Origin of the sequence: Microbispora sp. NPDC088329 (assembly GCF_040685655.1) — a bacterium.
GTDB lineage: Bacteria > Actinomycetota > Actinomycetes > Streptosporangiales > Streptosporangiaceae > Microbispora.
In genome coordinates this window covers 480,816-502,426 of record NZ_JBFBIP010000001.1, presented here as the reverse complement: position 1 = coordinate 502,426, position 21,611 = coordinate 480,816, and the positions used below count along the sequence as shown (strand labels likewise).

Below are 21,611 nucleotides of genomic sequence, written 5' to 3'. Positions count from 1 at the left end.
ACCCTAACACAACCGGAGCGCGTTCCGTTTCTACTGAGGCGGAGATGCGCGCGCCACGGGCGGACGCGACCCGTAACCGCGACCAGTTGCTCGCGGTGGCGACCCGCGTGTTCGCGTCCGCTGATGCCGAGCCGTCGATGCGTGCGATCGCCCGCGAGGCCGGAGTCGGCATCGCCACGCTCTACCGGCACTTCCCGACCCGCGAATCGCTGGTCGACGCGGTCTACCGGGACCAGGTCGTACGGCTGACGAGCGGCGCCCGCGAGCTGCTCGGCCGGCTGCCCCCGGCCGCGGCGATGCGGCGCTGGATGGACTTGTTCGGGGACTGGATCGCGACCAAGAACGGCATGCTCGACACGCTGCTTGTGATGATCGAGTCGGGCGAGATCGCCCATGCGCAGACCCGGAGCGAGCTGCTGGCGGCCATCACCACGATTCTCGACGCCGGTCGCGCGGCGGGCGACCTCCGCTCCGACGTCACCGCCGAAGACATCGCCGCCTCCCTCATCGGCATCTTCACCGTGGCCCCCCGGCGCGAGCATGAAGCCAAGGCAGGTCGCCTGCTGGACCTCCTGATGGACGGCCTCCGGCCCGCCGCCCGGCCGGCCTGAGCCCGGATCGAGGCGGCGTTGCGGGCCGGCTTCCGGATCGCGATGGCGGCGGCTACCTGCCGAGTGCGTTGTTGGCGATGAGCGCGGTGGCGGTGTCGATGATGGTCTCCTCAGTGGGGCGGAGATGCCAGCCGAGCTGGGTGCGGGCCTTGCTGCTGTCGACGAGCCTTGTGCGGCCCAGCTCGGGGCGCAGCATCGCCATCTGCGGGTTCAGGCGGGCGAGGAGCTTGACGACGATGTCGGGCATGGTGCGCGTGGGCACTTTGGCGGCTTCGTCCGGGAGCTTTTCGCGCAGGATCCGATACCACCAGAAGCTGCCCGACCCGAGGAAGCGCCGGCCTGCGGCGGTTGGGCTGGTCATGGCGAGTATGTGCAGTTCGGCGATGTCACGGACATCGACGATGTTCCATCCGATGTTCGGCACGGCGGGGATCTCACGGGTGAGCAGGCGACGCTTCGGGCCATCTTCGACCTGGCCGGTGCCGCGCCGTCGAACGCCAACGCCCAGCCCTGGCACGTCGAGGTGGTCAGCGGGGTCGCACGGGACAATCTCGCAGAGGCGCTCGTGTCCGCCGGCCGAGCCGGTCGGCGAACAGTCGACTTCCCTTACAGCGAGGACATCTACACACCGGCGCACCAACGCCGGCGTGCGGCGCCGCCGCGATCTACGCCGCGCTCGGTATCGGCCGCGACTCCTACGATCTGCGTGCCGCCTACGACGCCAAGAGTCTCCGCTTCTATGACGCGCCTCACGTCGCGCTCCTGTACGCGCCGGACCCGGGCGACCCGCGACTGACCGCCGATGTCGGCATGTACGCGCAGACCCTGCTGCTTGCCATGGCCGCTTATGGGGTGTCCAGTTGCCTTCAAGGGCTGCTGAGCTTCTACGCCGAAACGGTGCGCGAGACGCTCGGCATCACGGGCGGAAGGCTGTTGTTCGGTATCTCGTTCGGCTACGCGGACCCCGCGGCCGCGATCAACGCGGTCACCGTCGGCCGCGAGCCTCTGGAGGAGACAACGCCCTTCCATCGCTGACCGAACGCCCTCCGGCACCTCCTGGCGATCCGTCACGGTATGCCGCCGCTGGTGGTGGCGTCAAAGATCAATGGCACCGCACTGGCCGTCTGCCGGCTCACGCCGAAGGCGCCCTATAACCCGAACGTCTTTGACAGCGGCTTGCCGGCTTGGACTTTTGAAGCCATACAAATGGTCGTATAGATGCCGAATAGTGCATTAGTTACATTGCGGGCATGCTGCTCTTATCTCTCGCCAGTCATCGCTGTCTCGATGGTGGCTCGCACATGCCGCGAACCTCGCCATGGTGGTTCACATCGTAGTATCTTGAGCGCTCTGCCCATATGGGAGGCTGAATGCGCTCAGAACGCCAGGCCCCAGCTACAGCAGAAGGTGTGGAGTTCAGTCTGGTAACGATAGGTGTCGGAATTAGGGCATTTGACCTAATTCAGTCCCTAATCTCCGTTCTTACCGGGAGTATCGGCGAGTCCACGAGCCCCCTACTCGATGGTGGGCTGCTGACTCTCGTCTCACTCGAGTCACTGGGGCTGGGGCTCTGGCTGATCAAGCGGCGGTCCGTCCTGCCCTTCGCCTGGCCCTATGTCGTCGACTTTCTGCTCTCTTTTGCCGCGCTCGCTTCGGCTGCCCTCTATATAGCACCTCAACAGCGCCTCATGGTCTGGACCATGTGGGCCTTTCCCGTGACTCTCTCGACGGCGGTGATTGTGGGAGGCGTCTGTCGCCGGGGGAGGAACGTATTGATCTCTTCGGGAGTCCTCGCGGCCACTTACCTGGCCGTGACGGCGCTTCCCCTGACGGAAAACCGCTCCGATCTCGCGACCGCACTGGCGAACTCGGTCGCGTATCCGGGATTTGCGACGGTCGCCTTCTTTTTCACCCGGTTCGTCAGGAGACTAGCCAAAAGCGCGGACGACGCTCGGCTGCGCATCGCCGAACTGGAGAGTGAGCGCAGCAGGGCGATCGTGCACGACCTGCTGCCGTATCTGAAGCTGGACGACCCCGCCACTATGGACGAGAGGGCGCGTCCCGACATCGCCGGCCAGCGGCGGGCGAAGTACGAACAGATGCGCTCGTATGTGGACGGAAACCTTGGTCCTACGAACATCGAGGCGCTGGTCCGACGGGTGGTCGGGATTCATCAGGTGCTCTCGGCACGGATCGCGATGGACATCGGCGAGCCGGTCGAGCTGCCGGAGGACGTGGCCGAGCGGCTCGAGAGGGCATTGGATACGGCTCTTGCGAACGTCGAGCAGCATGCGATGGGCGCGCACGTCGTCGTGTCGGCCGCAACCGATCCGCACAGGTTGACCGTCAGGGTTTTGGACGACGGTCCAGGCTTCAGCGCCCCGCTGCACCGACCCGGGTTCGGCATGACCGAGATTCTCGGTAGGCATTTAGCTGCTGTTGGTGGCAGAGCCTCCGTCCACTCGATTCCGGGACGAGGAACGGCAGTCGAAATCGTCGTACCAAGGTAGGACGGGATGAATACGCTGGCAACGGCACACGAGCCGGTCCGCTATGTCGTCATCGACGACGAACCCCTATACCGCCAGGGATTCGGTGTCGGCACCGCTGGCGAAATTCGTCAGGTGGGCGGATATCGATCAGTCGAGGACTTTCTTGCCCTGCAGCGCGAACCATGCCATGTCGTGGTGCTCGATCTCTGCCTGAACAGGCAGACCGGAGACAAGGCCGTGCTGCAGGGCGTCAGAGCGATCCGGCAACTCGTCGAAGAGTTCAATCAGCGGGTTCTGGTGTACTCCGCCGAGGAGCGACCCGAACCTGTGGGCCGATGCGTCGCTGCGGGGGCGGCCGGTTACGTGAGCAAGTACGGCCCAGACACCTCCAAAGTCGTCCAGGCCATCGAGGAGATCGGCAGGAACGGCCGGATCGTCACGCAATCACTTCACGACGAACTCAGGTGCCTGATCCGCAGTTGCCCCGACATACGACTGTCCGGGACTCTCGAAGAGACCCTCATCCTGCTCCGAAGCAACCTGAGCAATGCGGAAATCGCCGAACGGCGTCAGCGATCCGTCCGCACCATTGAAGACCACAAGGAAAAGATCAAGCAGATTTTCGCGGCCGAACTCGTGAGCCGGGAGAAGGGATACGCCGAGCTGGTGCACGATCTCGGGATCGGCCCCGGCGATCTGGTGAACGATGAGGCCGGTCAGCGTCCCGTATTCGGTCGCATCGCGAGACGCATGCCCTGGAGTCGTGGCCGCAGCCGGCGCTGAAGCACGGGAGTTCCCAATCAACGGGGTGGTCCCTTCTTCGCGAGCTCGAGCGAAGCCGTGGCCCCGGAGGGGGCGAGGCCGCTCAAGGGACTGGAACACGCTGAATCCGCGGCGTTGGGCGACGATCGGGAGGCGTGTGGCTCAAGTACCGGGTTTTCCCGGCTGACACGGACGTTCGCACGGGAGACCGTGGTGTCCTCGGACGAAGCGCGCGGGATCGGAGGGAGGAATCGGGCCGGAACCACATGGCCGAATGGCTGCGACTGTCGGCTGACCTGGTTCGCCCCGCCCGTTGTCGTCACGCGTACGGCGTCCTGCCGTCCAGCGCCTTCAGATGAGGACGATCATGAAATCCGCGTACGAAAAGGGAGTGACCATGAACGCCGCCGTCAAATGGCGTAAGCGCATTGGACTCTCGGTCCTTGCGTCTGTGAGCTCGCTCGTCACCGTTCTCGCTGCTGCCGGCTCTGCTTCGGCGGCGACCGACTACAAGATCAACGTCACCCAGGCCTGCCGCTACACGTACAACAACTACTCGGCATGGGCGGACTACGTCAATTACGGCAACCCCTTCTCGTGGGTCTGCCGGGTCAACTCGTATTCCGCGTCGGTCCCTGCGGGAGTGGGGGTGACGGTCACCACACTCGGGGGCGTTGACATGCAGAAGTACTGCAATGTCACGCACCGTGGCACCAAGGCGGTGATCGTGACCTGGAACGCCTTCGGCTGGAAGTGCCGAGGATGATCGGTCTTTCGGAATGACCCCGCGAAGCACCTCTTGAGGTCGTTCTCAAGAGGTGCTTCGACCTCGGGTCACCGCCGTGCCTGCCCCCGAACCTACGGGTTCGGGGGTTTCCTGTGCACCGGGGCCGGTAGTCGCGGGTGGGGCTTTTCCGTCGTTCCGCCGGTCTCAGACGACTGAGCGGATGACTGGATCAGAGGCGAGGCGACGGAGGGCCGTGGCCGTCTCGGTCGCCTGGCCGGCGAACGGCTCGGGCCGTCTACCGGACTCGATCGCTTCGGCGACGGCGAGAAGATCATCGGAGGGCATCAGCGGGGTGCGTGCATCGCGAAGGTACAGCCGCCCGCCGGCAGAGGCGGACTCCACTATCTGCAGATAGGGGATGCGCCTGCCGCTTGTGGCATCCAGGCGCACGTGCGCCGTGGACAGGTCGAAGCGCTTGGCCTTCACGGCGCCTTGAATGACCAGCACTGTGCCGAAGAGGTCGGCGCGAAAGCGCAATACCCGCACGCTCAGATAGGTCATCGCGATCGCGGGAACGAGGCCGATCAACGCGACACCCGCGAACAGGACCGACGCGGACGAAGGCCCGCAGCCCAACTGGTCCCTTATTTCCTCCTGCCGGCTTGGCGGAGCATCTGGGATGTACGCGCAGAGGGCCGGGCCATGTGCGGCTTCCTGAGATGTGGATGACCGCATGAGCGTGAGCGCGGATATGGCCAGGTAGAGGAGGATGAGAAGCGTGGTCGCCGGAATAGCGGTCTTCGCCAGGGCGGACGGGCCTACGCGGAGCCGCAGAGAGGGAGTGACCACCGATCAATGCTATTGATCCGGCGCTCTTTTCGATACCCCAGACCTGGTGGGATGACTTTCCCCTACGGCGATTGCCGTCGCCATCCTCGAACGTGGCCGAAGTCGACCGCAGTTTTTCGCGGCCCGGCGACGCGGATACCGGCTCGGTAGTCGTGGTAAACGGCGGGTTTGTAGTAACGCCGAAATCGACACCTCGGCAGGCCGCAGAGTTGAGGGCCGCCGACCTCCCTTCGCGAATCGAGCTCGCGTCGGCCACACTGACTCCATGGAATACGTCGGCCGGGTGCCCGCGCCGCCGCTTGACCAGTTCATCGACGACATCTACTGCCTGACCGGGGTGCCGCGACACCGCCGGATGAACGTCCCGCCGATGCCGTCGGCACACCTGTTCGTGAACCTGGACGGACCGGCCCGCCTGTGGGATTCCGACCCTGCGGTGCCGCCTGTGGTGTTCACCGACGGGTGGTTCATGGGTGTGTGGACCAGGCGTTTCCTCTTCGAGTACCCCGCAAGGGTGCGGCTCGTCGGGGTGCACTTCAAACCTTGGGGGATGTCGCCGTTCGTCGAGATGCCCGCGATCGAGCTGCGGGACCGCTGGGTGCCGGTCGACGCCGTCTGGCGACGATCGGTGGACCGGATTCGCAACCGGGTCGGCGACAGCGCATCGGCCACCGAGACACTGCGGGTGCTGGAGGAGGAGCTACGGTCGCGGTTCGCGGAGGCGTCGCGCGGTCTCGACCTGGTGCGGCACACAGGCGGGCGTCTGGAGACTTCTCACGGCGCGATCCCGGTCGGCGTGCTGGCCGATGCCGCCGGGGTGAGCGGCAATCACCTGGCCACGCAGTTCAAGTCTCATGTCGGGATCACCCCGAAGCGGGTGGCGCGAATCTACCGCTTCGCGCGGCTGATCCTGGCCGTCGACGCTCTCCGCCCGGTCGACTGGTCGGAACTCGCCCATACGGCGGGCTACTTCGACCAGGCCCACTTCAGCAGGGAGTTCAAGGACTTCACCGGTCACACCCCGACGGAGTACCTGGCCCTGCGGCGCCGATTCCCCGTCGAGCGGGGGTTCCCGCCGGACCACGGTCCGATGCCTGCTGATTGATTTTCTACAAGCCCGGTCGCCTCCGGGACCGACAGGATCGTGGGCGAACGCGCGAAGAGGATCGAGGAGAACCCGTGGGCACAGTGATCATGCACAACGTGGTGTCGGTGGACGGTTTCATCGCCGACGAGAACGACGACGTCGGGCCACTCCACGATTGGTACTTCAACGGGGACACCCCGATCGTCCAAGGCGGCGACCAGCAGTACGACCATTCCGGTTCGGGCAGTGACTTCAGGGTCTCAAGTACGTCGGCGGAGTATGTCCGGACGATGTGGGAGTCGATCGGCACGATCGTGATGGGCCGCCATCTGTTCGACCTGGTGAACGGCTGGGAGGGCCGACCGCCCGCGGGTGACCACGTGGTCGTGGTGTCCCACCGGCCCAAGCCCGAGGGCTGGCACCCCGAGGCGTCGTACCACTTCGTCGACGGCGTGACGGCAGCGATCGACAAGGCGCAGAAGCTCGCCGGGGAGCGAACCGTCGCTGTGAACGCCGGCGACGTGGGCGGCCAGATCCTCGCGGCCGGTCTCGTGGACGAGGTGGCGATGGATGTGGTGCCGGTGGTGTTCGGGTCGGGCAAACGCTACTTCGGCGGCATCCATGGGCAGCACCTGCTGGAGGATCCCCACGTGGTCATCCAGGGCGACGGAGTGCTGCACCTGAAGTTCGGGGTACGCCGCTGACGCGGCCGGGCGGTCTGGAGGCGTCGTGCGGCCAACGCTGGGAGAAGCGTGGCCTCCGCCGCTGACGATTGTGCGTCCGTACGACGAAGCCCCGGGAGCTTCGTGAGAAGCCCCGGGGCCCGGGTGCCGTCGGTGACGGGCCACATCTCAGTGGGCCCGGCAGCGACCGTGGCTGCTTAGAGCGGCCGAACCTGCTCGGCCTGGGGGCCCTTGGCGCCCTGGCCCGCGGTGTACTCGACTCGCTGGTTCTCCTCCAGCGAGCGGTAGCCGCCGGCGTCGATGGCCGAGTAGTGGACGAAGACGTCCGGAGTGCCGTCGTCGGGGGCGATGAAGCCGAAGCCCTTCTCGGCGTTGAACCACTTGACGGTTCCCTGAGCCATGATGCTTTCTCCTCTGATGAAACGATCTCGAGAGCCACGGACGTGATCCTCGGGCTGCTGCGACCGACCGCCTTGGGAAAGCCTCGGCTCCATACGGTAACGCCCGCTGTCATAACTCAGCAGGCGCTTCAACGCATACTGGTACTTCGACACAACCTCTGCTTGCGACACTACACGCCGCAGGGCCGTCCCCGCGCCACTCTCACGCAAAACCCCGTACGGCGCCTCCACAGACTCCGTGCCCGTCCCCCGGCAGGGGGCCGCTCCTCGCCCGGGAGCGGCCGGGCGGGCACACGAATGCGTGCATCGCAGACGATCGACGGATCGCAGCAGTGTGTCTGAAAATCTACGATGTCTTCGATCAGGATTTGATGCTTCTTCCGTCTGAGGTTCGAGTCGGTGGTGAGGGGAGAGCCTCGGTATGGACCGGCACCGCACTCGAACATGGGCCGCCGTATGCCTTTCCTTTCTGACTTTTGCCTGGCTGTGCGGAACCCCCCGTCTGGCCATCGACGGAATCATGATGGGGGCGCCCCTTTTCGGTGACCCTGTTCGTGCGGAAATCGGGGATCCGTATTTGATCGCGGCGGCGGTCCTCGGGGTGGGCGCTCCCTTGATCTGTCTGTTCATCTGCCTCGGCCAGCGGTGGAGGGTGGGCGCCGCGCTTTACGCCATCGCGGCGACCGTCCTCACGATGGTGGCTCTCGTGCTCGTCGTGATCCTGATCGGCTACAGGCACCGCGGGGAGCCCACACCCGAATGGTCGCCCGCCCACCACTGCATCGAGCACAGCGGGGGCGGCGACGAGTGTCCGGGCGGTTAGCCACACGCGTCCCACTCCGTTGCCGGGGCGGGGGGTTCTCCACAGGTCCCACCCCGTCCACGGCCTCTCCTGCTCGAGGGAGAAGCAGCCGGTGCGGCGGGCGGTCTCAGCTCGGGCGGAAGCTCACACGTCCGGCGCCTCCGTGGACGCGCCGGAGTCCGCTGTCCGCCGGTGGAAAACCGGATGACATTTCGCGTCACTCGCCGGGACCCTGGGCACGGCGATGAGTTTTGTCGGTGGCGACTGTCAGGCTTGCCATGACCACGAACTCCTGTGGGACTGGGTCCCCAGGCTGGGGCGCCAGCCATGGCCATATCATTCACCCACAACCCTGATTGAGGCACCGTGTCAATCGCACAACTTGATCCGCCTACCACACCCGTGACCAAGGTTTCGGGCCGCACTCCGCCCGTGATCCGGTTGCTGGTGCTCGCCACGTTCGTGGTCATTCTCAATGAGACGCTCCTGATCAACGCTATTCCGCGGTTGATGGGCGCACTGCACATCTCGGAGCAGACCGCGCAGTGGCTCTCGACCGCCTTCATGCTGACCATGGCTGCTGTCATCCCGACCACCGGATGGTTCCTGCAACGGGTCACCACCCGTCGTGCGTACGCCACCGCGATGGGACTGTTCCTGTTCGGCACGGCGTTGGCCGCCGTCGCGCCGTCGTTCGAGGTGCTGCTGGGCGCTCGCATCATCCAGGCGTCCGGGACGGCCGTGATGATGCCGTTGCTGATGACGACGTTGATGCAGGTCGTGCCGGAGGCGGATCGCGGCCGTGTGATGGGCAACGTCTCCCTGGCCATCTCGGTCGCGCCCGCGATGGGCCCGGCGGTCTCGGGGGTGATCCTCCAGCTCGGATCCTGGCGGCTGCTGTTCGCCGTGGTGCTCCCCATCGCCGCGGTGATCACGTGGAGCGGTCTGCGGCAGCTCAAGAACGTCGGGGAGCCCCAGGCCAGCGCCATCGACTGGCTGAGCGTGACGACCGCCGCCGCCGGCTTCGGCGGCCTGGTGTACGGGCTCAGCCGTTTCGAGGGCGGCGACGTCCGCGTGGCCGCTTCGATCGTGGCGGCGGGCCTGGTCGCCATCGCGGTCTTCGTCGTCCGCCAGTTGGCGCTGCAGAAGCGCGATGTGCCCCTGATGGACCTGCGCACTCTTCGCCACCGCACCTACACGATCGCGCTGATCCTTATGGCGGTCTCCTTCATGGCGATGCTCGGTGCGATGATCCTGCTGCCGCTGTATCTGCAGAACGTCCGCGAGCTCAGCCCTCTGGAGACCGGACTCCTCGTGATGCCGGGCGGCCTCGCGATGGGGCTCCTCGGGCCGACCGTCGGCCGCCTGTTCGACCGGTTCGGTGGCCGGGTGCTGGTCATCCCCGGCGCGATCGGAATCGCCCTCGCGCTCGCCGGCTTCACACAGGTCACCATGACCATGCCGTTCTGGCAGCTCCTTGGGCTGCACGCGCTGTTGATGGTAAGTCTGGCCGCGACGTTCACCCCGGTGTTCACCCTTGGGCTCGGAGCGGTTCCCCCGAAGCTCTACTCGCATGGCAGCTCGATCCTCAGCACCCTGCAGCAGGTCGCGGCGGCCTTCGGCACCGCGCTCGTGATCACCGTGATGAGCGCGCGAGCCGACGCCCTGAGATCCGCGGGAGTCTCGGAGGTGCTGGCCGATCTCGGCGGCATGCGGCTGGCCTTCATCATCGGCGCGGTGCTGTCCTTGGCTGTGGTCATCAGCGCCGTGCTCCTGCCGGCCCGGGCGAACGGCGTCGCCGAGCCCGAGGAGTCCGGCCTATGAAACGGGCGTGATGTCGATGGAGCGGCACGCTCTGAGCTCTCCTGTCCGGCGGGTTGTGCCCACCCGACAAGCAGCAGGCCGAGGAGTGAGCGCCGCCTCACGGTGTTGCTCCGCTTGACCTTGACACGGTGACAAGGTCTTCACTGTGGCCACGGAGGTGGTCCCGATGGCCGTACCGAAAGAGGACACGAACACGATGCGGGCTCTTCAGGAGCTGGAGAACGGCAGCTCGTCGGTGCGGCTGCGGGCGGCGCTGGCGGCCGGCACGAGCCCGGACCCGCTGTTCGTCGGCAAGCTCGTCGAACGATGCGCGATCGAGCCCGATTTCTTCGTGCGCGACATGCTCACGTGGGCGCTCACTCGCCACCCGTCGTCGCTGACGGTCCCCACGCTCGTCGCCGAACTGCGTTCGGAGCGCACGCAGGCGCGCAGCCAGGCGTTGCACACGCTGTCCAAGATCGGGGATCGGCGGGCGTGGCCGGCGATCACCCGGGCGCTGCTGACCGACGCCGACGACGAGGTGGCGCGGACCGCCTGGCGGGCGGCGGTCGTACTCGTGCCCGAAGGTGAGGAAGGCGAGCTGGCCGCGGTGCTGGCGACACAGTTCGGGCGCGGGGAGCGTGAGACGCAGCTGAGCCTCAGCCGGGCGCTGATCGCGCTCGGCGAGGCGATCACGCCGATCCTGCGCGCCGCGACGACCGATCGCGACCCTCGCGTGCGTCAGCACGCGATCGCCACGGACCGCCTGTCGCGCGACCCGGATGCGGGATTCGAGTTCGCGGTCGAGGAGGCGAAGCGCATCGTCGCTCTCGGCACGACCGGCCAGGAGGCGTGACAGGCGGTGTTGATCGGGGATGTGGCACGGCGGTCCGGGGTCAGCGCCCGCATGCTCAGGCACTACGAGTCGCTCGGCCTGGTGCGGCCGACGGGTCGTAGCGAGGCCGGCTATCGGGAGTATTCCAGCGAGGACATCCGGCGGATCTTCCACATCGAGAGCCTGCGGTCGTTGGGGCTGTCGCTTCGTGAAGTCGGGCGCGCGCTGGACGATCCCGGCTTCACGCCCTCGGAGCTCGTCGACGACCTCATCCGCCAGACGCGCGAACGCATCGCGCGTGAGACGGAGCTGCTCACGCGGCTTGTCCGGATCGACGCCGCGGAACCCGCCGACTGGGAGGACGTCCTGCGGATCGTCGAACTCCTCCAGGCCTTGGGGTCGGAGAGCGCCGGAAAGCGCCAGCGCGCGGCCCTGTCGTCGGTCACGGAGGCGCCACTGCCGGTGGAAGCCCTGGTCGAGGCGGTGCTGAGCGAGACGGACACGAACGTCGCCGGAGCCCTTCGGTGGGCTCTGGCGCGATCGGGAGACGACGGACTGGCACTGCTGGCGGAGGGTCTCGGCTCACCGGTGGCCGAGGTGCGCGAACGTGCCGTCCAGTCCATCGCCGAGATTCCGTACGGTGCGGCCACCGCACTGCTGCGGGACGCTCTCATGAACCCCGACATCGTGGTCCGCAGGTGTGCCGCTCTGGCGCTCGGTACACGTGGCGGAGCCGACGCCGTCCCGACGCTCGTCGACATGATCGTCGAGGGGGTGAACGACACCGATGCGGCCGACGCGCTGAGCGCGCTGGCGAGTGATCCCGTGCTGGCGGATCGGATCGCCACCGGGCTCGTCGACCGTCTCGCCCAGAGCGCCGTTCAGCCGTCCGCGCGCCGACGGCTGACACAGGCGCTCGCGGACATCCCCGGGCCCACCGCGTCACGGGCCCTCGCGGATCTGTCCCATGACGACGACCGTGCCGTCGCGCTCACGGCGACGTACATTCTCGGGCTCCGCGGCGACGCGCGATAACGGAGCCGTCCTGCCGCCGATCACGCCGCCCCGGGCCGTACCGCGGATCGCGGCGCAAGGGCGGCGTAAGGGCGGCACAGTACGGCGCAAGGGCGGCGCAAGGGCGGCATAGTACGGCGCAAGGGTGGCACAGTACGGCGCGATACGGCGCACGGGGCCGCGCGGTGGAGTGCGGCCCCGTGCCCGGCGGTACGGCCAGTGGTGGTACGGCCAGTGGCGTCGTGTCAGGCGCGATGGGTCAGTGGCGGCCCGGGCCCCCGTCGGCACGACGCGGCGCACCGGCGGCGAGTGCCAGGTCCTGCTGGAGCACGTAGTACTGCGACTTGGGCTTCAGGTCCGCGTCGTAGAACAGGGCGGCACCCTCCTGCGGGTCGTCGAACCAGCCGGGGATCCAGGAATACGTGTCGCCGAAGCCCCACGGGGTGAACGAGATGCACTCGCGCACCGCGAGGCAGGCCTTCAGGGCGCGGGACCAGTAGCTCTCCTGGGCGTACTTGGCCAGCGGGCTGGTCGGGGTGTTCACGTTCGGCGACGCCTCCGTGAACGTGCGGACGTCCACCTCGGTCTCGGCCACCTTCAGGCCGAGATCCGCGAAGCGCTGCAGGTTGTTCTGCAGGTCGGGGAAGTCGTACTGGGTGTCGAGGTGGCCCTGGAAGCCGACGCCGTCGATGGGCACGCGCTGGGCCTTCAGGGTCTTGACGAAGTCGTAGACGGCGTTGCTCTTCGGCCCGGTGAACTCGAGGTTGTAGTCGTTGTAGAACAGCAGGGCCTTGGGGTCGGCCTCGTGCGCCCACCGGAAGGCGTCGGCGATGTAGCCGAGTCCGCCCCACGCCTTGTACCAGATGGTCTGGCGGGGCTTCCCGTCGTCATCGAACGCCTCGTTGACCACGTCCCACTGCCAGATGTCGCCCTTGAAGTGCCTCGCCTGGTCCTGGACGTGCTTCTTCAGCAGGGCCTTCAGCTCGTTGTCGGACAGGGTGGTGGTGGAGCCGTCGGAGGAGAGCCACTCGGGCAGCTGGCTGTGCCACACCAGCGTGTGACCGCGCACCAGCTGCTTGTTCTTCTTCGCGAAGGCGACCAGCCGGTCGGCCGCGGCCCAGTCGTACGTGCCTCGGGTGGGCTCGACGAGCTGCCACTTCATCACGTTCTCGGGGGTGACGCTGGAGAACTGCTCGGCCGTGATCCGGGTGTAGTCGGCGTTGCTGCCGAGTTCGTCCGTGTTCACGGCGGTACCGATACGCAGGCCGATCCGGTCGCCGAGCGCGCGCAGCGAGTCCGCGGGGTAGCGGCCGGGCTGGGACTGTGCAGGGCCGGCACCGGGTTCGGCCGAGGCCGAGCCGGTGAGAGCGACCCCGCCCAACAGGACCGTGGCGCTCACGAGGCCGATGGACAGTGCGGAACGAAGCACACTAACTCCTCGGGGGGAAAGTGGGGGTTGACGGGTGCTGCGGTCAGGTCAGCCTCACCCGGGCCGCTTCGGTTGACCACGATGGCTCCTCTTCGGCCATGAGGATGTCCGAAAGTTTCGGTGATATTACGAAAGTAATGCCGACCATAGAAACCCGGTTGTTGTACGTCAAGGGTCCCGATCACCAGTCAGTTCGTAGGAACAACGGCTTTCGGGGCGGAGAGCGCGAGAGTCAGCTCCTGTACTGCTGTGACGCAAGCGACAGCTCTGCCGAAACTTTTCGGCGTTTGCTTCATCGCGTGAGACCTCCGCGGTGGCGGCGCCGCCAGCGAGGTGCTGGAGCTCACGGCCCAGGGCCTGACCAGCGCCTCGATCGCCCAATCCCCGCACGTGTCGCGGAGCGCCGTGGAAAGCACGTCAACGCGCTGTTCGACAAGCTCGCCCTGTCGCACACCACCGGCTACAGCCGCCGGGTCCTGGCCGTGCTGCGTCACCCCGGCTCCTGAGCCGCTGTGGTTTTCCGCAGGTGAAGCGGGCGGAGCACCGCATTCCGCCGTGAAACCGATCTCCATAGCGTCGATCACATGATGCAGACGATGATGAACGTGCTGGTGGCGGCGGTCGTGGCGGCGGGCGGCCAGACCGTCGACGTACGCCCCGACATGGAGAAGATCGTGGCCGGCGGCGGGGCGACGGCCGCCCTGGCGCGGATCTCCGGCGGCGGCCGCACCTGGTCGGGCGCCGTCGGTGTGCGCGATGTCGAGCGCGGGGGACGGCCGTCGCCGAACGGATACTTCCGGATCGGCAGCGTCACCAAGACCTTCGTCGCGACCGTGGTGCTCCAGCTCGTGGACGAGGGCAAGGTGCGGCTCGACGACCCCGTCGACGCGTACCTGCCCGGCCTGGTGCCGGGCGGCGACCGGATCACCGTCCGGCAGCTTCTCAACCACGCCAGCCACCTGTACGACTACATGAGCGAGCCGGGATACTCGACCAACCGCTGGCGCGGCGACGCCAGGTTCCGCTCCTACCAGCCGCGCGAGCTGCTCAAGGTGGCCTTCGCCAAGAAGCTCCCCGACGACGGGAAGTGGCACTACTCCAACACCGACTACGTGGTCCTCGGGCTGCTGGTGGAGAAGCTGACCGGCCGCCCGTACGGCGAGGAGATCGGGCGCCGTATCCTGCGCCCGCTGCGGCTGCGCCACACGGTGGTGCCGGGCGACCGGGCAGGACTGCCGTCACCGCACGCCAAGGGGTACGAGCCGCTGCCCGGCCTGGTGGACGCGACGCGGATGAACCCCTCGCTGGACTGGGCCGCCGGGGAGATGATCTCGACCGCGGCCGACCTGGAGCGGTTCATGTCGGCGCTGCTCGGCGGCAAGCTGATCAGCGGGGCGTCCTTGAAGGCCATGCGCACGACGGTGGAGACGGGAGCTGGGTTCGGCTACGGGCTCGGGCTGCAGGCCTACGCGTTGCCGTGCGGCACGGTGTGGGGGCACAGCGGTGAGCTGATCGGATACATGACGTTCGCGTTCCGCGCGGACTCGGGCAGATCGTTGATCCTGTCGATCAACCCCTCGACCCGCAACCCGTCCACCGCGGAGGTCATGGGAATCGCTGTGAAGGTCTTCTGCGGGTCGGCGGGTTGAGACGTGTCCGTGACGTGATTCAGACTCCGGGATCACCGTCGGCGCGATGATGCGACTGCGGTCGCACGAAAGCAGGCACCTCAGGGGGAGGTACGCGCCCCCGCGCGGGATCGACGATGGTCGCATGACCGAGATCATCACGGCGATCGGCATGTCTCCCCTGGAGATCCTGCTTCTGCTGGGCGTCGTCGGCCTGATGTCGTCGCGGTGGTGCCCGCTCCGGGCCCGGCGGCCGGTCGCGCTCGCCGCGGCGGCGGTCGTCGTCCTGTCCGGGATCGTGCTGAGCGTGCGAGGGTTGCGCTGGCAGATGGCGCCCGCGCTCGCCGGCGTCCTGGTCGCGCTCGCGTTCGCCGTGCCGGTGCTCGCCGGACGCCCGGCCCGGAGGGTGAGACGGTGGCTCGTCCTGCCGGGAGTCGTGGCCGGCCTCGGCCTGGTCTGTGCGAGCACGGCCGCCGCCTGGGCGGTGCCCGTGCCCGTGTTCTCCGGGCCGTCCGGTCCGTACGCGGTGGGCACCGCGGTCATGCAGTGGATCGACGCATCTCGCCCCGAGCCCGCCACCGAAGAGCCCGGCGACCACCGCACGGTCGTGGTGCAGGTGTGGTACCCCGCACCCGCGGGCACGGCCGGTCCCCGTGCCCGGTATCTCGGCCGCACCGAGCAGGAGGCGCGTACGGTCGCCGACGGCCTGACCGGCTACATCGGCGTGCCCGCCTTCCTGCTGGACGACGCGGTCCGTGCCCGCACCGGCGCCGTGTACGACGCGCCGGCGGCGGCCGGGCGGTTCCCCGTCGTGCTGTTTTCTCCTGGGCTGGGCGGCGTACGCACCCAGAACACCGCGTGGGCGGAGGAACTGGCCGGCCGCGGCTACGTCGTCGCGGCCCTCGACCATCCGTACGACTCCGCCGCCGTCGTGCTCGACGACGGACGGACGATCCGCACGCGGGTCGTGTCCACCGGCGACGACGAGAAGGACAGACGGCTCGCGACCGGCTGGACGGCGGTCAGGGCCGCCGATCTCAGCTTCGTCCTCACCCAGCTCGGCCGCCTCGACAGGGGCGAGATCCCCGGCCCGCTGACCGGCTCGCTGACCGGGCGGCTCGACACCACGCGGGCGGAGGCGACCGGCCACTCCATCGGCGGAGGCGCCGCCCTGCGGGCCGCCCGCCAGGACCCCCGGTTCGCGGCGGTGATCGATCTAGACGGCTATCCGTACGACCCCGCGCCCCGGCCCTACCACCAGCCGGTGCTCGCGCTCACCCATCCCGTCGACCCGGCCGGCAACCCGTCGTACATCCCTCGTCTCACCCGGATCCTCTCGCTGAGCACGTCGGAGAGCTACCGCATCACGGTCCCCGGCGCGGCGCACCTCACCTTCGCCGACGCGCCGCTCTACCTGCCGCCGGTGCCGTCCGTTGTCGGTTCCCTGGGCCGCACCGGGGGCCTGTCCGTCACCACGGCGGCCACCAGTGCCTTCCTCGACGCCACCTTGCGTGACAAACCGGGCGACCTGGCCACGCTCCTGCGCCCGTACGGTGATCTCACCGTCCATCGGCCCGCGCGGAAGGATGACACGGGGGGCCGTGACTAGACTCCGTGGAATGACGTTCGATCTCCACGGGCGGACGAGGCGGCTGGAGCTGACCGACCAGGATCTACGGTCCTTCGAGGCCGTCGTGCTGGAGGCCACGCCGGACGGGATCGTCCTGGACCGGTCGGCCTTCTACCCGGGCGGCGGAGGCCAGCCGCCGGACCAGGGCGTGCTGCTGTGGCAGGGCGTCGAGACCCGTATCGAGGGCGTACGCAAGGGCGACGACCTCTACCTCGTCCCGGCGCCGGACGATCCGATCCCGCCCGCCGGCACGGTCGTGCGGGCGGCGGTCGCCGACGAGCGGCGCTCGGCGCTCATGCGCACCCACTCGGGCCTGCACGTGCTGTGCGGCGTGGTGTTCCGCGACTACGGTGCCCTGGTCACGGGCGGCAACATGGAGCCGATGAGCGCGCGGATGGATTTCAACCTCCCCGAGGTGCCGCCCGGCTTCAAGGAGGCGGTCGAGGACGCGTGCAACGCCGAGATCGCCGCGGACCGGCGGATCGACGTACGCGTGCTGCCCCGCGCGGAGGCCTTCGCGATCCCCGACATCATCCGCACCGCGACGAACCTGGTGCCGGAGGACATCCCCGAGGTGCGAATCATCGACATCGTGGGCCTGGACACCCAGGCCGACGGGGGCACGCACGTCGCCTCGACCAGGCAGATCGGCAGGATCAAGGTCGCCAAGATCGAGAGCAAGGGGCGGGGCTTCCGCCGCCTCCGCATCGCGATCTCCGACTGACCGCACCGCATGCCGCGGGCCGGTCAGAAGTCGATCCGTACGACGGCTCGCCTGAGGGTCGGCCTGCTCACCTCGGTGAACCCCGCGTCCAGGAAGACGTCACGGCTGCCGACGTGGAGCTCCCCCCAGGTGATCTCGACGCCCGGCCGGGTGATCATCGGGTAGGCCTCCAGCGCCCGGGCTCCCCGCTCCCGCGCGAAGTCGATCGTGGCGCGTGCGAGCGCGTACGTCACCCCACGCCGGCGGAAGCCCTTGCGGGTGACGAAGCAGGTCACGGCCCAGACGCTGTCGTCGGTCTCGTCCTCCTGCCGGCCGGTCCAGGGGACGCGGGTGCGGGTCAGCTGGGGATAGGCCGTCCGGGGCTCGACCGCGCACCACCCGATCGGCTCACCGTCAAGGTAGGCCACGAGACCGGTGGTCGACCGGGCTTCGGGGGTCTCGCAGCCGGTCTGCTCGCGCAGGCGCGCGGCCCGTTCCATGGCGGAGACCGAGTTCCACCGGTAGGTGAAGATCTTGTAGCGCTGGCAATGGCAGTCGATCGTGCCGAGGATCGCCTGCACGTCGTCCCACGACGCCCGGTTGGCGGGGACGATGACGAGCCGGTCGGCGGGGATCGGCTCGGGGATGTCCTGCCTCATTCCGCCGGCTGGTCCTCTCCGACCAGGCCGTCGACGGACTCGCGGATGAGGTCGGCGTGCCCGATGTGCCGGGCGTACTCCTCGATCATGTCGATCAGCAGGCGGCGGAGGCTGGGCGTCTCACCGCGTGAGTTGGTGTACGCCGCGAGCCGTCCGAGACCGTCCTCCGCCAGGGCCTGCCGTACGCCGGCCCGGGACCGGGCCACCGCGTCCTGCCACAAGGTCGTCAGTTGCTCGGGTGTGTCCTCGGCGGCCGTGCGCCACTCCCAGTCGGGGTCGGCGTCGAAGTCCACCGTGTCCCACGGCGGCGCAGGCGGTCGCCCGAACAGCTTCTGGGAGAACATGTCGTCCTCCACCAGAGCGAGGTGCTTGAGCAGCCCGCCCAGGGTCATGGACGACGCGGCGGCGGTCGCCCGCAGACCGGCCGCGTCGAGCCCGCCGCACTTCCAGGCGAAGATCCGGCGCTGGCGTTCCAGCGAGCCCAGCAAGGTGTCGATCTCGTCGCCTGCGACTGGCGGCTCACGAAGGATGTTTTCGGGCATGGTGGACAGGCTACGGTGCATTCCGGACGATCCCCTTCCGGAATCCGACGGGTTGCCGAATGAAACGCGACGAGAGCCCCACCGCCCGGGCGCTCCTGCTCCTCGAACTGGTCCAGAACAGTCCGGGGATCACGGCCGAACGGCTGGCCGGCCGGCTCGGCGTCTCCGAACGGGCGGCCCGGCGCTACGTCGGCATCCTGCGTGAGGCCGGCATCCCGGTCGAGTCCGAACGCGGCCCCTACGGGGGATACCGCATCGGCCGGGGGCTCCGGCTGCCTCCCCTGATGTTCACGCAGGCCGAGGCGCTCGGGCTGGTGATGGCCGTGCTGGACGGCCGGCACGATTCGGCGGATCCGGCCGATCCCGTGGGCGGCGCGCTCGGCAAGATCCTGCGCGTACTGCCAGAAGCGGTCGCCGGGCCGGCCGAGGCGGTGCGGAGCCTGAGCGCGAGACACCCCGAGCCCGGCGCCAGGGCTCCCGGGCCCGAGACCGTCGCCGTCCTCGTCCAGGCCTGTGCGGCACATCGCCGGCTTCGGCTCGGATATCGCATCCGGCCCGGAGACGAGCGCGACATGGAAGTCGATCCGTGGGCCGTCGTCGTACGCCGCGGCCGGTGGTATCTGCTGTGCTGGTCGCACACGAAGAACGCCCGCCGGGTGCTGCGGGTGGACAAGGTGGCCGGTGCCGAGGTTCTCGACGTTCCGGCCGTCCCTCCGGCCGATCTCGATCCGGCGCGGGTGCTGGAAGACCATCTGTCGGCGGGGTGGCGGCACGAGGTGGAGGTCGTCGTCGACGCGCCCGCCGAGGCCGTGGCCGAGTGGGTCCCGCGTAGTCTCGGCCGTCCCGAGCCGATCGACGCGCATCGTACGCGCCTCGTCGGCAGCACGGACGAACCGGAGTGGTACGCCCGGCAGCTCACGGCGATCAGGGCGCCCTTCCGCATCGTCGGGCCGCCCGAACTGCGGGAGGCCGTCGAAGCCCTCGGACGCCGTCTTCTCCAGGCCGGCGCCTGACCGTCTCAGTCCGGCATGACGATGGTGGACAGGAGGCGCCGGGTGCGGCCGGGCGCGGGCTGGTTGGCGAGCCTCGAGGTGATCACCGCTCTCAGGTCCCGCAGGAAGTCCTGGAACTCCTCGTCGCTGAGGTACAGGGCCGCCTTACGGTATCCCACGCCGTCGCGGCCGAGGTCGACGTCGTCCCGGGTGAGGTAGCGGTCGAAGTCGGCCAGCAGCGACGCGACGAACGTCATGAACGCCTGACGGTGCTCCTCCGTGCTCATCCCGGCCGCCTCGTCGGCGCTGACGTGCGGGCTGGCCGTACGCAGCCGGTAGGTCCGTTCGAAGGTGCCCCGCACCTTGCGCTCCGCCGCGACCTCCAGGAGCTCGCCCTCGACCAGCGCCGCGACCTGCCGGTAGAGGGTCGCGGGCGGCACGTCGGGGAGCTCCGCGCGCAGGTCGGCCGTCGTCAGCATCCGCTCGCCCAGGAGCGCCTGGACGATGCGCAGCCGGATCGGGTGCAGCAGCAACTCGGCCGTCGTCATGGGCCTACGTTCTCACATTTGACATCATTCTCACAATCGAGAACAATCAGCCTCACCGAAGCGACAACCTGCAAGGAATGCCATGAGCACCGTGACCATCACCGCCGACGCCGTCGAAGTCCGCCTCACCGCCGTGGAGAAGGCCGCCGCCCTGCGATCCGACCTGCGCGTCCCGCGCTCGGCGGTCAGGTCCGCCGAGATCGTGGACGACGCGCTCGGCGCGGCCCGGGGCGTGCGCACCGGGCTCGGCGTGCCTGGTCTGCGCAAGCTCGGCACCTGGCACAGCCGGGCGGGCAAGGAGTTCGTCGACGTGCGCGACGGCCAGCCGGCGGTGCGCATCCACCTCGACGGGCACGGCTACGCCTCCCTGCTGCTGGGCGTGGACGACCCGCGTGCCGTGGTCGCCACCCTCACCGGCGCCTGAAAGGGATCGGCGCATGCGCGACATCGACCTCACCTTCGCCTCGGGCGGCGAGCGGCTCGCCGGCACGCTGACCCTGCCCGACGGCGACGGCCTCTTTCCCGCCGCGCTGCTGGTCCCCGGCTCGGGACCGATCGACCGCGACTCCGACCATCGGCGCCTCCCCCTCGGGGTGACCCGTCAGCTGGCGGAGGCGTTCGCGGCCGCCGGGATCGCGTCCCTCCGCTACGACAAGCGGGGCGTGGGCGCCAGCACCGGGAGTTTCCTGGCGGCCGGGCTCCGCGACAACATGGACGACGCCGGAGCCGCGCTGGCCGCGCTGCGCGAGCGTCCGGAGATCGATACCGCCCGCGTGGCGCCGGCTGGGCACAGCGAGGGAGCGATGATCGCGGCGAACCTCGCCGCCCACGACCACACGGTGGCGGCCGTCGTGCTGCTGGCCGGCGCCGCGAAGATCGGGTCGGAGCTGTTGCGGTGGCAGGCCGCGCGCCTCGCGCCCACCATGCCGGCGGTCGTCCGGGCCCTGCTGCGCCTCACCCGCACCGACCTGGTCACCAAGGTGACGAAGAACCACGAGCGCATCCGCCGTACGACGACCGACGTCGCCCGCATCGGCGGAGTCCGGGTGAACGCCCGCTGGACCCGCGAGTTCCTCGACTACGACCCCACAGCCGATCTCGCCCTGATCCAGGCGCCGGTGCTGGCCGTCACGGGGGACAAGGACCTCCAGGTGGACCCCGGGGACCTGGCCCGCATGGCGGAGCTGGTGCCGGGACCGATCGAGACCCGCCTGATCCCCGATCTCGACCACATCCTGCGCAGGCAGCCGGGGCCGCCGTCGCTTCGCGCGTACAAGCGTGAGGCGCGCGAGCCGATCGACGCGCAGGTGAGAGACCTCGTCACCGGCTGGCTCGCGCGCACGCTCGCGGTGCCGGTGCGGGACGGGCGCTGACAGTCGAAGACCCCGGACGAGGCGGAGCCGCGGACCCTGCG

At 68.6% G+C, this 21,611-nt stretch carries 25 protein-coding genes; 18 read left to right on the top strand and 7 right to left on the bottom strand.

The window, feature by feature from the left end:
* Positions 1-44 precede the first annotated feature (44 nt).
* Positions 45-611, top strand: coding sequence for a helix-turn-helix domain-containing protein (locus tag AB0O28_RS02490; protein WP_363635440.1), 567 nt, complete (start codon positions 45-47; stop codon positions 609-611).
* 52 nt (positions 612-663) lie between these two features.
* On the opposite strand, the gene AB0O28_RS02485 is transcribed toward AB0O28_RS02490, so the two are convergent.
* On the bottom strand, positions 664-1,128 hold the full coding sequence (locus AB0O28_RS02485; RefSeq protein ID WP_363636182.1) for a hypothetical protein: 465 nt from the start codon (positions 1,126-1,128) through the stop codon (positions 664-666).
* Here AB0O28_RS02485 and AB0O28_RS02480 point away from each other — a divergent pair.
* From AB0O28_RS02480 to AB0O28_RS02460, 5 genes are all read left to right on the top strand, one after another.
* Positions 1,075-1,407 carry a hypothetical protein gene (locus AB0O28_RS02480; RefSeq protein WP_363636153.1) on the top strand — a complete coding sequence of 111 codons (333 nt, stop codon included), beginning with the start codon at positions 1,075-1,077 and terminating at the stop codon, positions 1,405-1,407. The two genes, AB0O28_RS02485 and AB0O28_RS02480, sit on opposite strands and share 54 nt — an antisense overlap.
* A complete protein-coding gene (locus AB0O28_RS02475) occupies positions 1,293-1,646 on the top strand; it encodes a nitroreductase family protein (RefSeq protein WP_363636151.1) in 354 nt (117 codons plus the stop codon). Before AB0O28_RS02480 ends, AB0O28_RS02475 begins: the two co-directional genes overlap by 115 nt.
* A gap of 374 nt (positions 1,647-2,020) precedes the next feature.
* On the top strand, positions 2,021-3,121 hold the full coding sequence (locus tag AB0O28_RS02470) for an ATP-binding protein (protein ID WP_363635438.1): 1,101 nt from the start codon (positions 2,021-2,023) through the stop codon (positions 3,119-3,121).
* A 6-nt stretch (positions 3,122-3,127) separates the two neighbouring features.
* Positions 3,128-3,886 (top strand): response regulator transcription factor, encoded by a 759-nt coding sequence (locus AB0O28_RS02465; RefSeq protein WP_363635436.1) that lies wholly within the window; start codon positions 3,128-3,130, stop codon positions 3,884-3,886.
* 346 nt (positions 3,887-4,232) lie between these two features.
* Positions 4,233-4,631: a hypothetical protein gene (locus AB0O28_RS02460; protein ID WP_363635434.1), complete on the top strand. Its 399-nt coding sequence runs from the start codon at positions 4,233-4,235 to the stop codon at positions 4,629-4,631.
* Positions 4,632-4,796: 165 nt separating this feature from the next.
* On the opposite strand, the gene AB0O28_RS02455 is transcribed toward AB0O28_RS02460, so the two are convergent.
* Entirely contained in the window at positions 4,797-5,441 is a 645-nt protein-coding gene (locus tag AB0O28_RS02455) for a hypothetical protein (protein WP_363635432.1), read from the bottom strand.
* A gap of 265 nt (positions 5,442-5,706) precedes the next feature.
* On the opposite strand from AB0O28_RS02455, the gene AB0O28_RS02450 reads away from it, so the two are divergent.
* Both AB0O28_RS02450 and AB0O28_RS02445 read left to right on the top strand, forming a co-directional pair.
* Positions 5,707-6,546 carry a helix-turn-helix domain-containing protein gene (locus AB0O28_RS02450; RefSeq protein WP_363635430.1) on the top strand — a complete coding sequence of 280 codons (840 nt, stop codon included), beginning with the start codon at positions 5,707-5,709 and terminating at the stop codon, positions 6,544-6,546.
* A 74-nt stretch (positions 6,547-6,620) separates the two neighbouring features.
* Positions 6,621-7,232 carry a dihydrofolate reductase family protein gene (locus tag AB0O28_RS02445; RefSeq protein WP_363635428.1) on the top strand — a complete coding sequence of 204 codons (612 nt, stop codon included), beginning with the start codon at positions 6,621-6,623 and terminating at the stop codon, positions 7,230-7,232.
* Positions 7,233-7,408: 176 nt separating this feature from the next.
* On the opposite strand, the gene AB0O28_RS02440 is transcribed toward AB0O28_RS02445, so the two are convergent.
* Positions 7,409-7,612 (bottom strand): cold-shock protein, encoded by a 204-nt coding sequence (locus AB0O28_RS02440; RefSeq protein ID WP_139577431.1) that lies wholly within the window; start codon positions 7,610-7,612, stop codon positions 7,409-7,411.
* Positions 7,613-8,189: 577 nt separating this feature from the next.
* On the opposite strand from AB0O28_RS02440, the gene AB0O28_RS02435 reads away from it, so the two are divergent.
* The 4 genes from AB0O28_RS02435 to AB0O28_RS02420 all read left to right on the top strand — a co-directional run bounded on the left by AB0O28_RS02435 (position 8,190) and on the right by AB0O28_RS02420 (position 12,087).
* Positions 8,190-8,435, top strand: a complete 246-nt coding sequence (locus AB0O28_RS02435) for a hypothetical protein (protein WP_363635426.1) — start codon at positions 8,190-8,192, stop codon at positions 8,433-8,435.
* Positions 8,436-8,816: 381 nt separating this feature from the next.
* Positions 8,817-10,238, top strand: coding sequence for an MDR family MFS transporter (locus tag AB0O28_RS02430; protein WP_363635424.1), 1,422 nt, complete (start codon positions 8,817-8,819; stop codon positions 10,236-10,238).
* 166 nt (positions 10,239-10,404) lie between these two features.
* Complete coding sequence (locus AB0O28_RS02425; protein ID WP_363635422.1) at positions 10,405-11,073, top strand: HEAT repeat domain-containing protein; 669 nt, start codon at positions 10,405-10,407, stop codon at positions 11,071-11,073.
* Between the two features lie 6 nt (positions 11,074-11,079).
* Entirely contained in the window at positions 11,080-12,087 is a 1,008-nt protein-coding gene (locus tag AB0O28_RS02420; RefSeq protein ID WP_363635420.1) for a HEAT repeat domain-containing protein, read from the top strand.
* 238 nt (positions 12,088-12,325) lie between these two features.
* Here AB0O28_RS02420 and AB0O28_RS02415 read toward each other — a convergent pair whose 3' ends face one another.
* Positions 12,326-13,495, bottom strand: a complete 1,170-nt coding sequence (locus AB0O28_RS02415) for an endo-1,4-beta-xylanase (RefSeq protein WP_363635418.1) — start codon at positions 13,493-13,495, stop codon at positions 12,326-12,328.
* Between the two features lie 584 nt (positions 13,496-14,079).
* On the opposite strand from AB0O28_RS02415, the gene AB0O28_RS02410 reads away from it, so the two are divergent.
* The 3 genes from AB0O28_RS02410 (at position 14,080) to AB0O28_RS02400 (ending at position 17,477) form a co-directional block, all read left to right on the top strand.
* Positions 14,080-15,144 (top strand): serine hydrolase domain-containing protein, encoded by a 1,065-nt coding sequence (locus tag AB0O28_RS02410; RefSeq protein ID WP_363635416.1) that lies wholly within the window; start codon positions 14,080-14,082, stop codon positions 15,142-15,144.
* Positions 15,145-15,268: 124 nt separating this feature from the next.
* Entirely contained in the window at positions 15,269-16,732 is a 1,464-nt protein-coding gene (locus AB0O28_RS02405) for a hypothetical protein (RefSeq protein WP_363635414.1), read from the top strand.
* A 10-nt stretch (positions 16,733-16,742) separates the two neighbouring features.
* Complete coding sequence (locus AB0O28_RS02400; RefSeq protein WP_363635412.1) at positions 16,743-17,477, top strand: alanyl-tRNA editing protein; 735 nt, start codon at positions 16,743-16,745, stop codon at positions 17,475-17,477.
* A 23-nt stretch (positions 17,478-17,500) separates the two neighbouring features.
* Here AB0O28_RS02400 and AB0O28_RS02395 read toward each other — a convergent pair whose 3' ends face one another.
* Both AB0O28_RS02395 and AB0O28_RS02390 read right to left on the bottom strand, forming a co-directional pair.
* The gene (locus AB0O28_RS02395; protein ID WP_363635410.1) at positions 17,501-18,115 is read right to left on the bottom strand and encodes a GNAT family N-acetyltransferase; all 615 of its coding nucleotides are present in this window, start codon (positions 18,113-18,115) and stop codon (positions 17,501-17,503) included.
* Positions 18,112-18,657, bottom strand: a complete 546-nt coding sequence (locus tag AB0O28_RS02390) for a DinB family protein (protein ID WP_363635408.1) — start codon at positions 18,655-18,657, stop codon at positions 18,112-18,114. Before AB0O28_RS02390 ends, AB0O28_RS02395 begins: the two co-directional genes overlap by 4 nt.
* A gap of 59 nt (positions 18,658-18,716) precedes the next feature.
* On the opposite strand from AB0O28_RS02390, the gene AB0O28_RS02385 reads away from it, so the two are divergent.
* Complete coding sequence (locus AB0O28_RS02385; RefSeq protein ID WP_363635406.1) at positions 18,717-19,670, top strand: WYL domain-containing protein; 954 nt, start codon at positions 18,717-18,719, stop codon at positions 19,668-19,670.
* Positions 19,671-19,675: 5 nt separating this feature from the next.
* Here the strand turns inward: AB0O28_RS02385 and AB0O28_RS02380 are convergent, their stop codons facing one another.
* On the bottom strand, positions 19,676-20,197 hold the full coding sequence (locus AB0O28_RS02380) for a helix-turn-helix domain-containing protein (RefSeq protein WP_363635404.1): 522 nt from the start codon (positions 20,195-20,197) through the stop codon (positions 19,676-19,678).
* An 82-nt stretch (positions 20,198-20,279) separates the two neighbouring features.
* Between AB0O28_RS02380 and AB0O28_RS02375 the strand changes: the two genes are divergently transcribed.
* Together AB0O28_RS02375 and AB0O28_RS02370 are read left to right on the top strand one after the other, a co-directional pair.
* Positions 20,280-20,621 (top strand): hypothetical protein, encoded by a 342-nt coding sequence (locus AB0O28_RS02375; RefSeq protein ID WP_363635402.1) that lies wholly within the window; start codon positions 20,280-20,282, stop codon positions 20,619-20,621.
* 13 nt (positions 20,622-20,634) lie between these two features.
* Complete coding sequence (locus AB0O28_RS02370) at positions 20,635-21,570, top strand: alpha/beta hydrolase (protein ID WP_363635400.1); 936 nt, start codon at positions 20,635-20,637, stop codon at positions 21,568-21,570.
* The last annotated feature ends 41 nt before the right edge of the window (positions 21,571-21,611 follow it).

What these genes read in the sequence shown, in the direction of transcription:
- AB0O28_RS02490 (WP_363635440.1), top strand. Translation starts at nt 45, where the DNA reads ATGCGCGCGCCACGGGCGGACGCGACCCGTAACCGCGACCAGTTGCTC.
- AB0O28_RS02465 (WP_363635436.1), top strand. Translation starts at nt 3,128, where the DNA reads ATGAATACGCTGGCAACGGCACACGAGCCGGTCCGCTATGTCGTCATC.
- AB0O28_RS02460 (WP_363635434.1), top strand. Translation starts at nt 4,233, where the DNA reads ATGAAATCCGCGTACGAAAAGGGAGTGACCATGAACGCCGCCGTCAAA.
- AB0O28_RS02450 (WP_363635430.1), top strand. Translation starts at nt 5,707, where the DNA reads ATGGAATACGTCGGCCGGGTGCCCGCGCCGCCGCTTGACCAGTTCATC.
- AB0O28_RS02440 (WP_139577431.1), bottom strand. Translation starts at nt 7,612, where the DNA reads ATGGCTCAGGGAACCGTCAAGTGGTTCAACGCCGAGAAGGGCTTCGGC.
- AB0O28_RS02425 (WP_363635422.1), top strand. Translation starts at nt 10,405, where the DNA reads ATGGCCGTACCGAAAGAGGACACGAACACGATGCGGGCTCTTCAGGAG.
- AB0O28_RS02410 (WP_363635416.1), top strand. Translation starts at nt 14,080, where the DNA reads ATGATGCAGACGATGATGAACGTGCTGGTGGCGGCGGTCGTGGCGGCG.
- AB0O28_RS02405 (WP_363635414.1), top strand. Translation starts at nt 15,269, where the DNA reads ATGACCGAGATCATCACGGCGATCGGCATGTCTCCCCTGGAGATCCTG.
- AB0O28_RS02400 (WP_363635412.1), top strand. Translation starts at nt 16,743, where the DNA reads ATGACGTTCGATCTCCACGGGCGGACGAGGCGGCTGGAGCTGACCGAC.
- AB0O28_RS02395 (WP_363635410.1), bottom strand. Translation starts at nt 18,115, where the DNA reads ATGAGGCAGGACATCCCCGAGCCGATCCCCGCCGACCGGCTCGTCATC.
- AB0O28_RS02390 (WP_363635408.1), bottom strand. Translation starts at nt 18,657, where the DNA reads ATGCCCGAAAACATCCTTCGTGAGCCGCCAGTCGCAGGCGACGAGATC.
- AB0O28_RS02385 (WP_363635406.1), top strand. Translation starts at nt 18,717, where the DNA reads ATGAAACGCGACGAGAGCCCCACCGCCCGGGCGCTCCTGCTCCTCGAA.
- AB0O28_RS02380 (WP_363635404.1), bottom strand. Translation starts at nt 20,197, where the DNA reads ATGACGACGGCCGAGTTGCTGCTGCACCCGATCCGGCTGCGCATCGTC.
- AB0O28_RS02375 (WP_363635402.1), top strand. Translation starts at nt 20,280, where the DNA reads ATGAGCACCGTGACCATCACCGCCGACGCCGTCGAAGTCCGCCTCACC.
- AB0O28_RS02370 (WP_363635400.1), top strand. Translation starts at nt 20,635, where the DNA reads ATGCGCGACATCGACCTCACCTTCGCCTCGGGCGGCGAGCGGCTCGCC.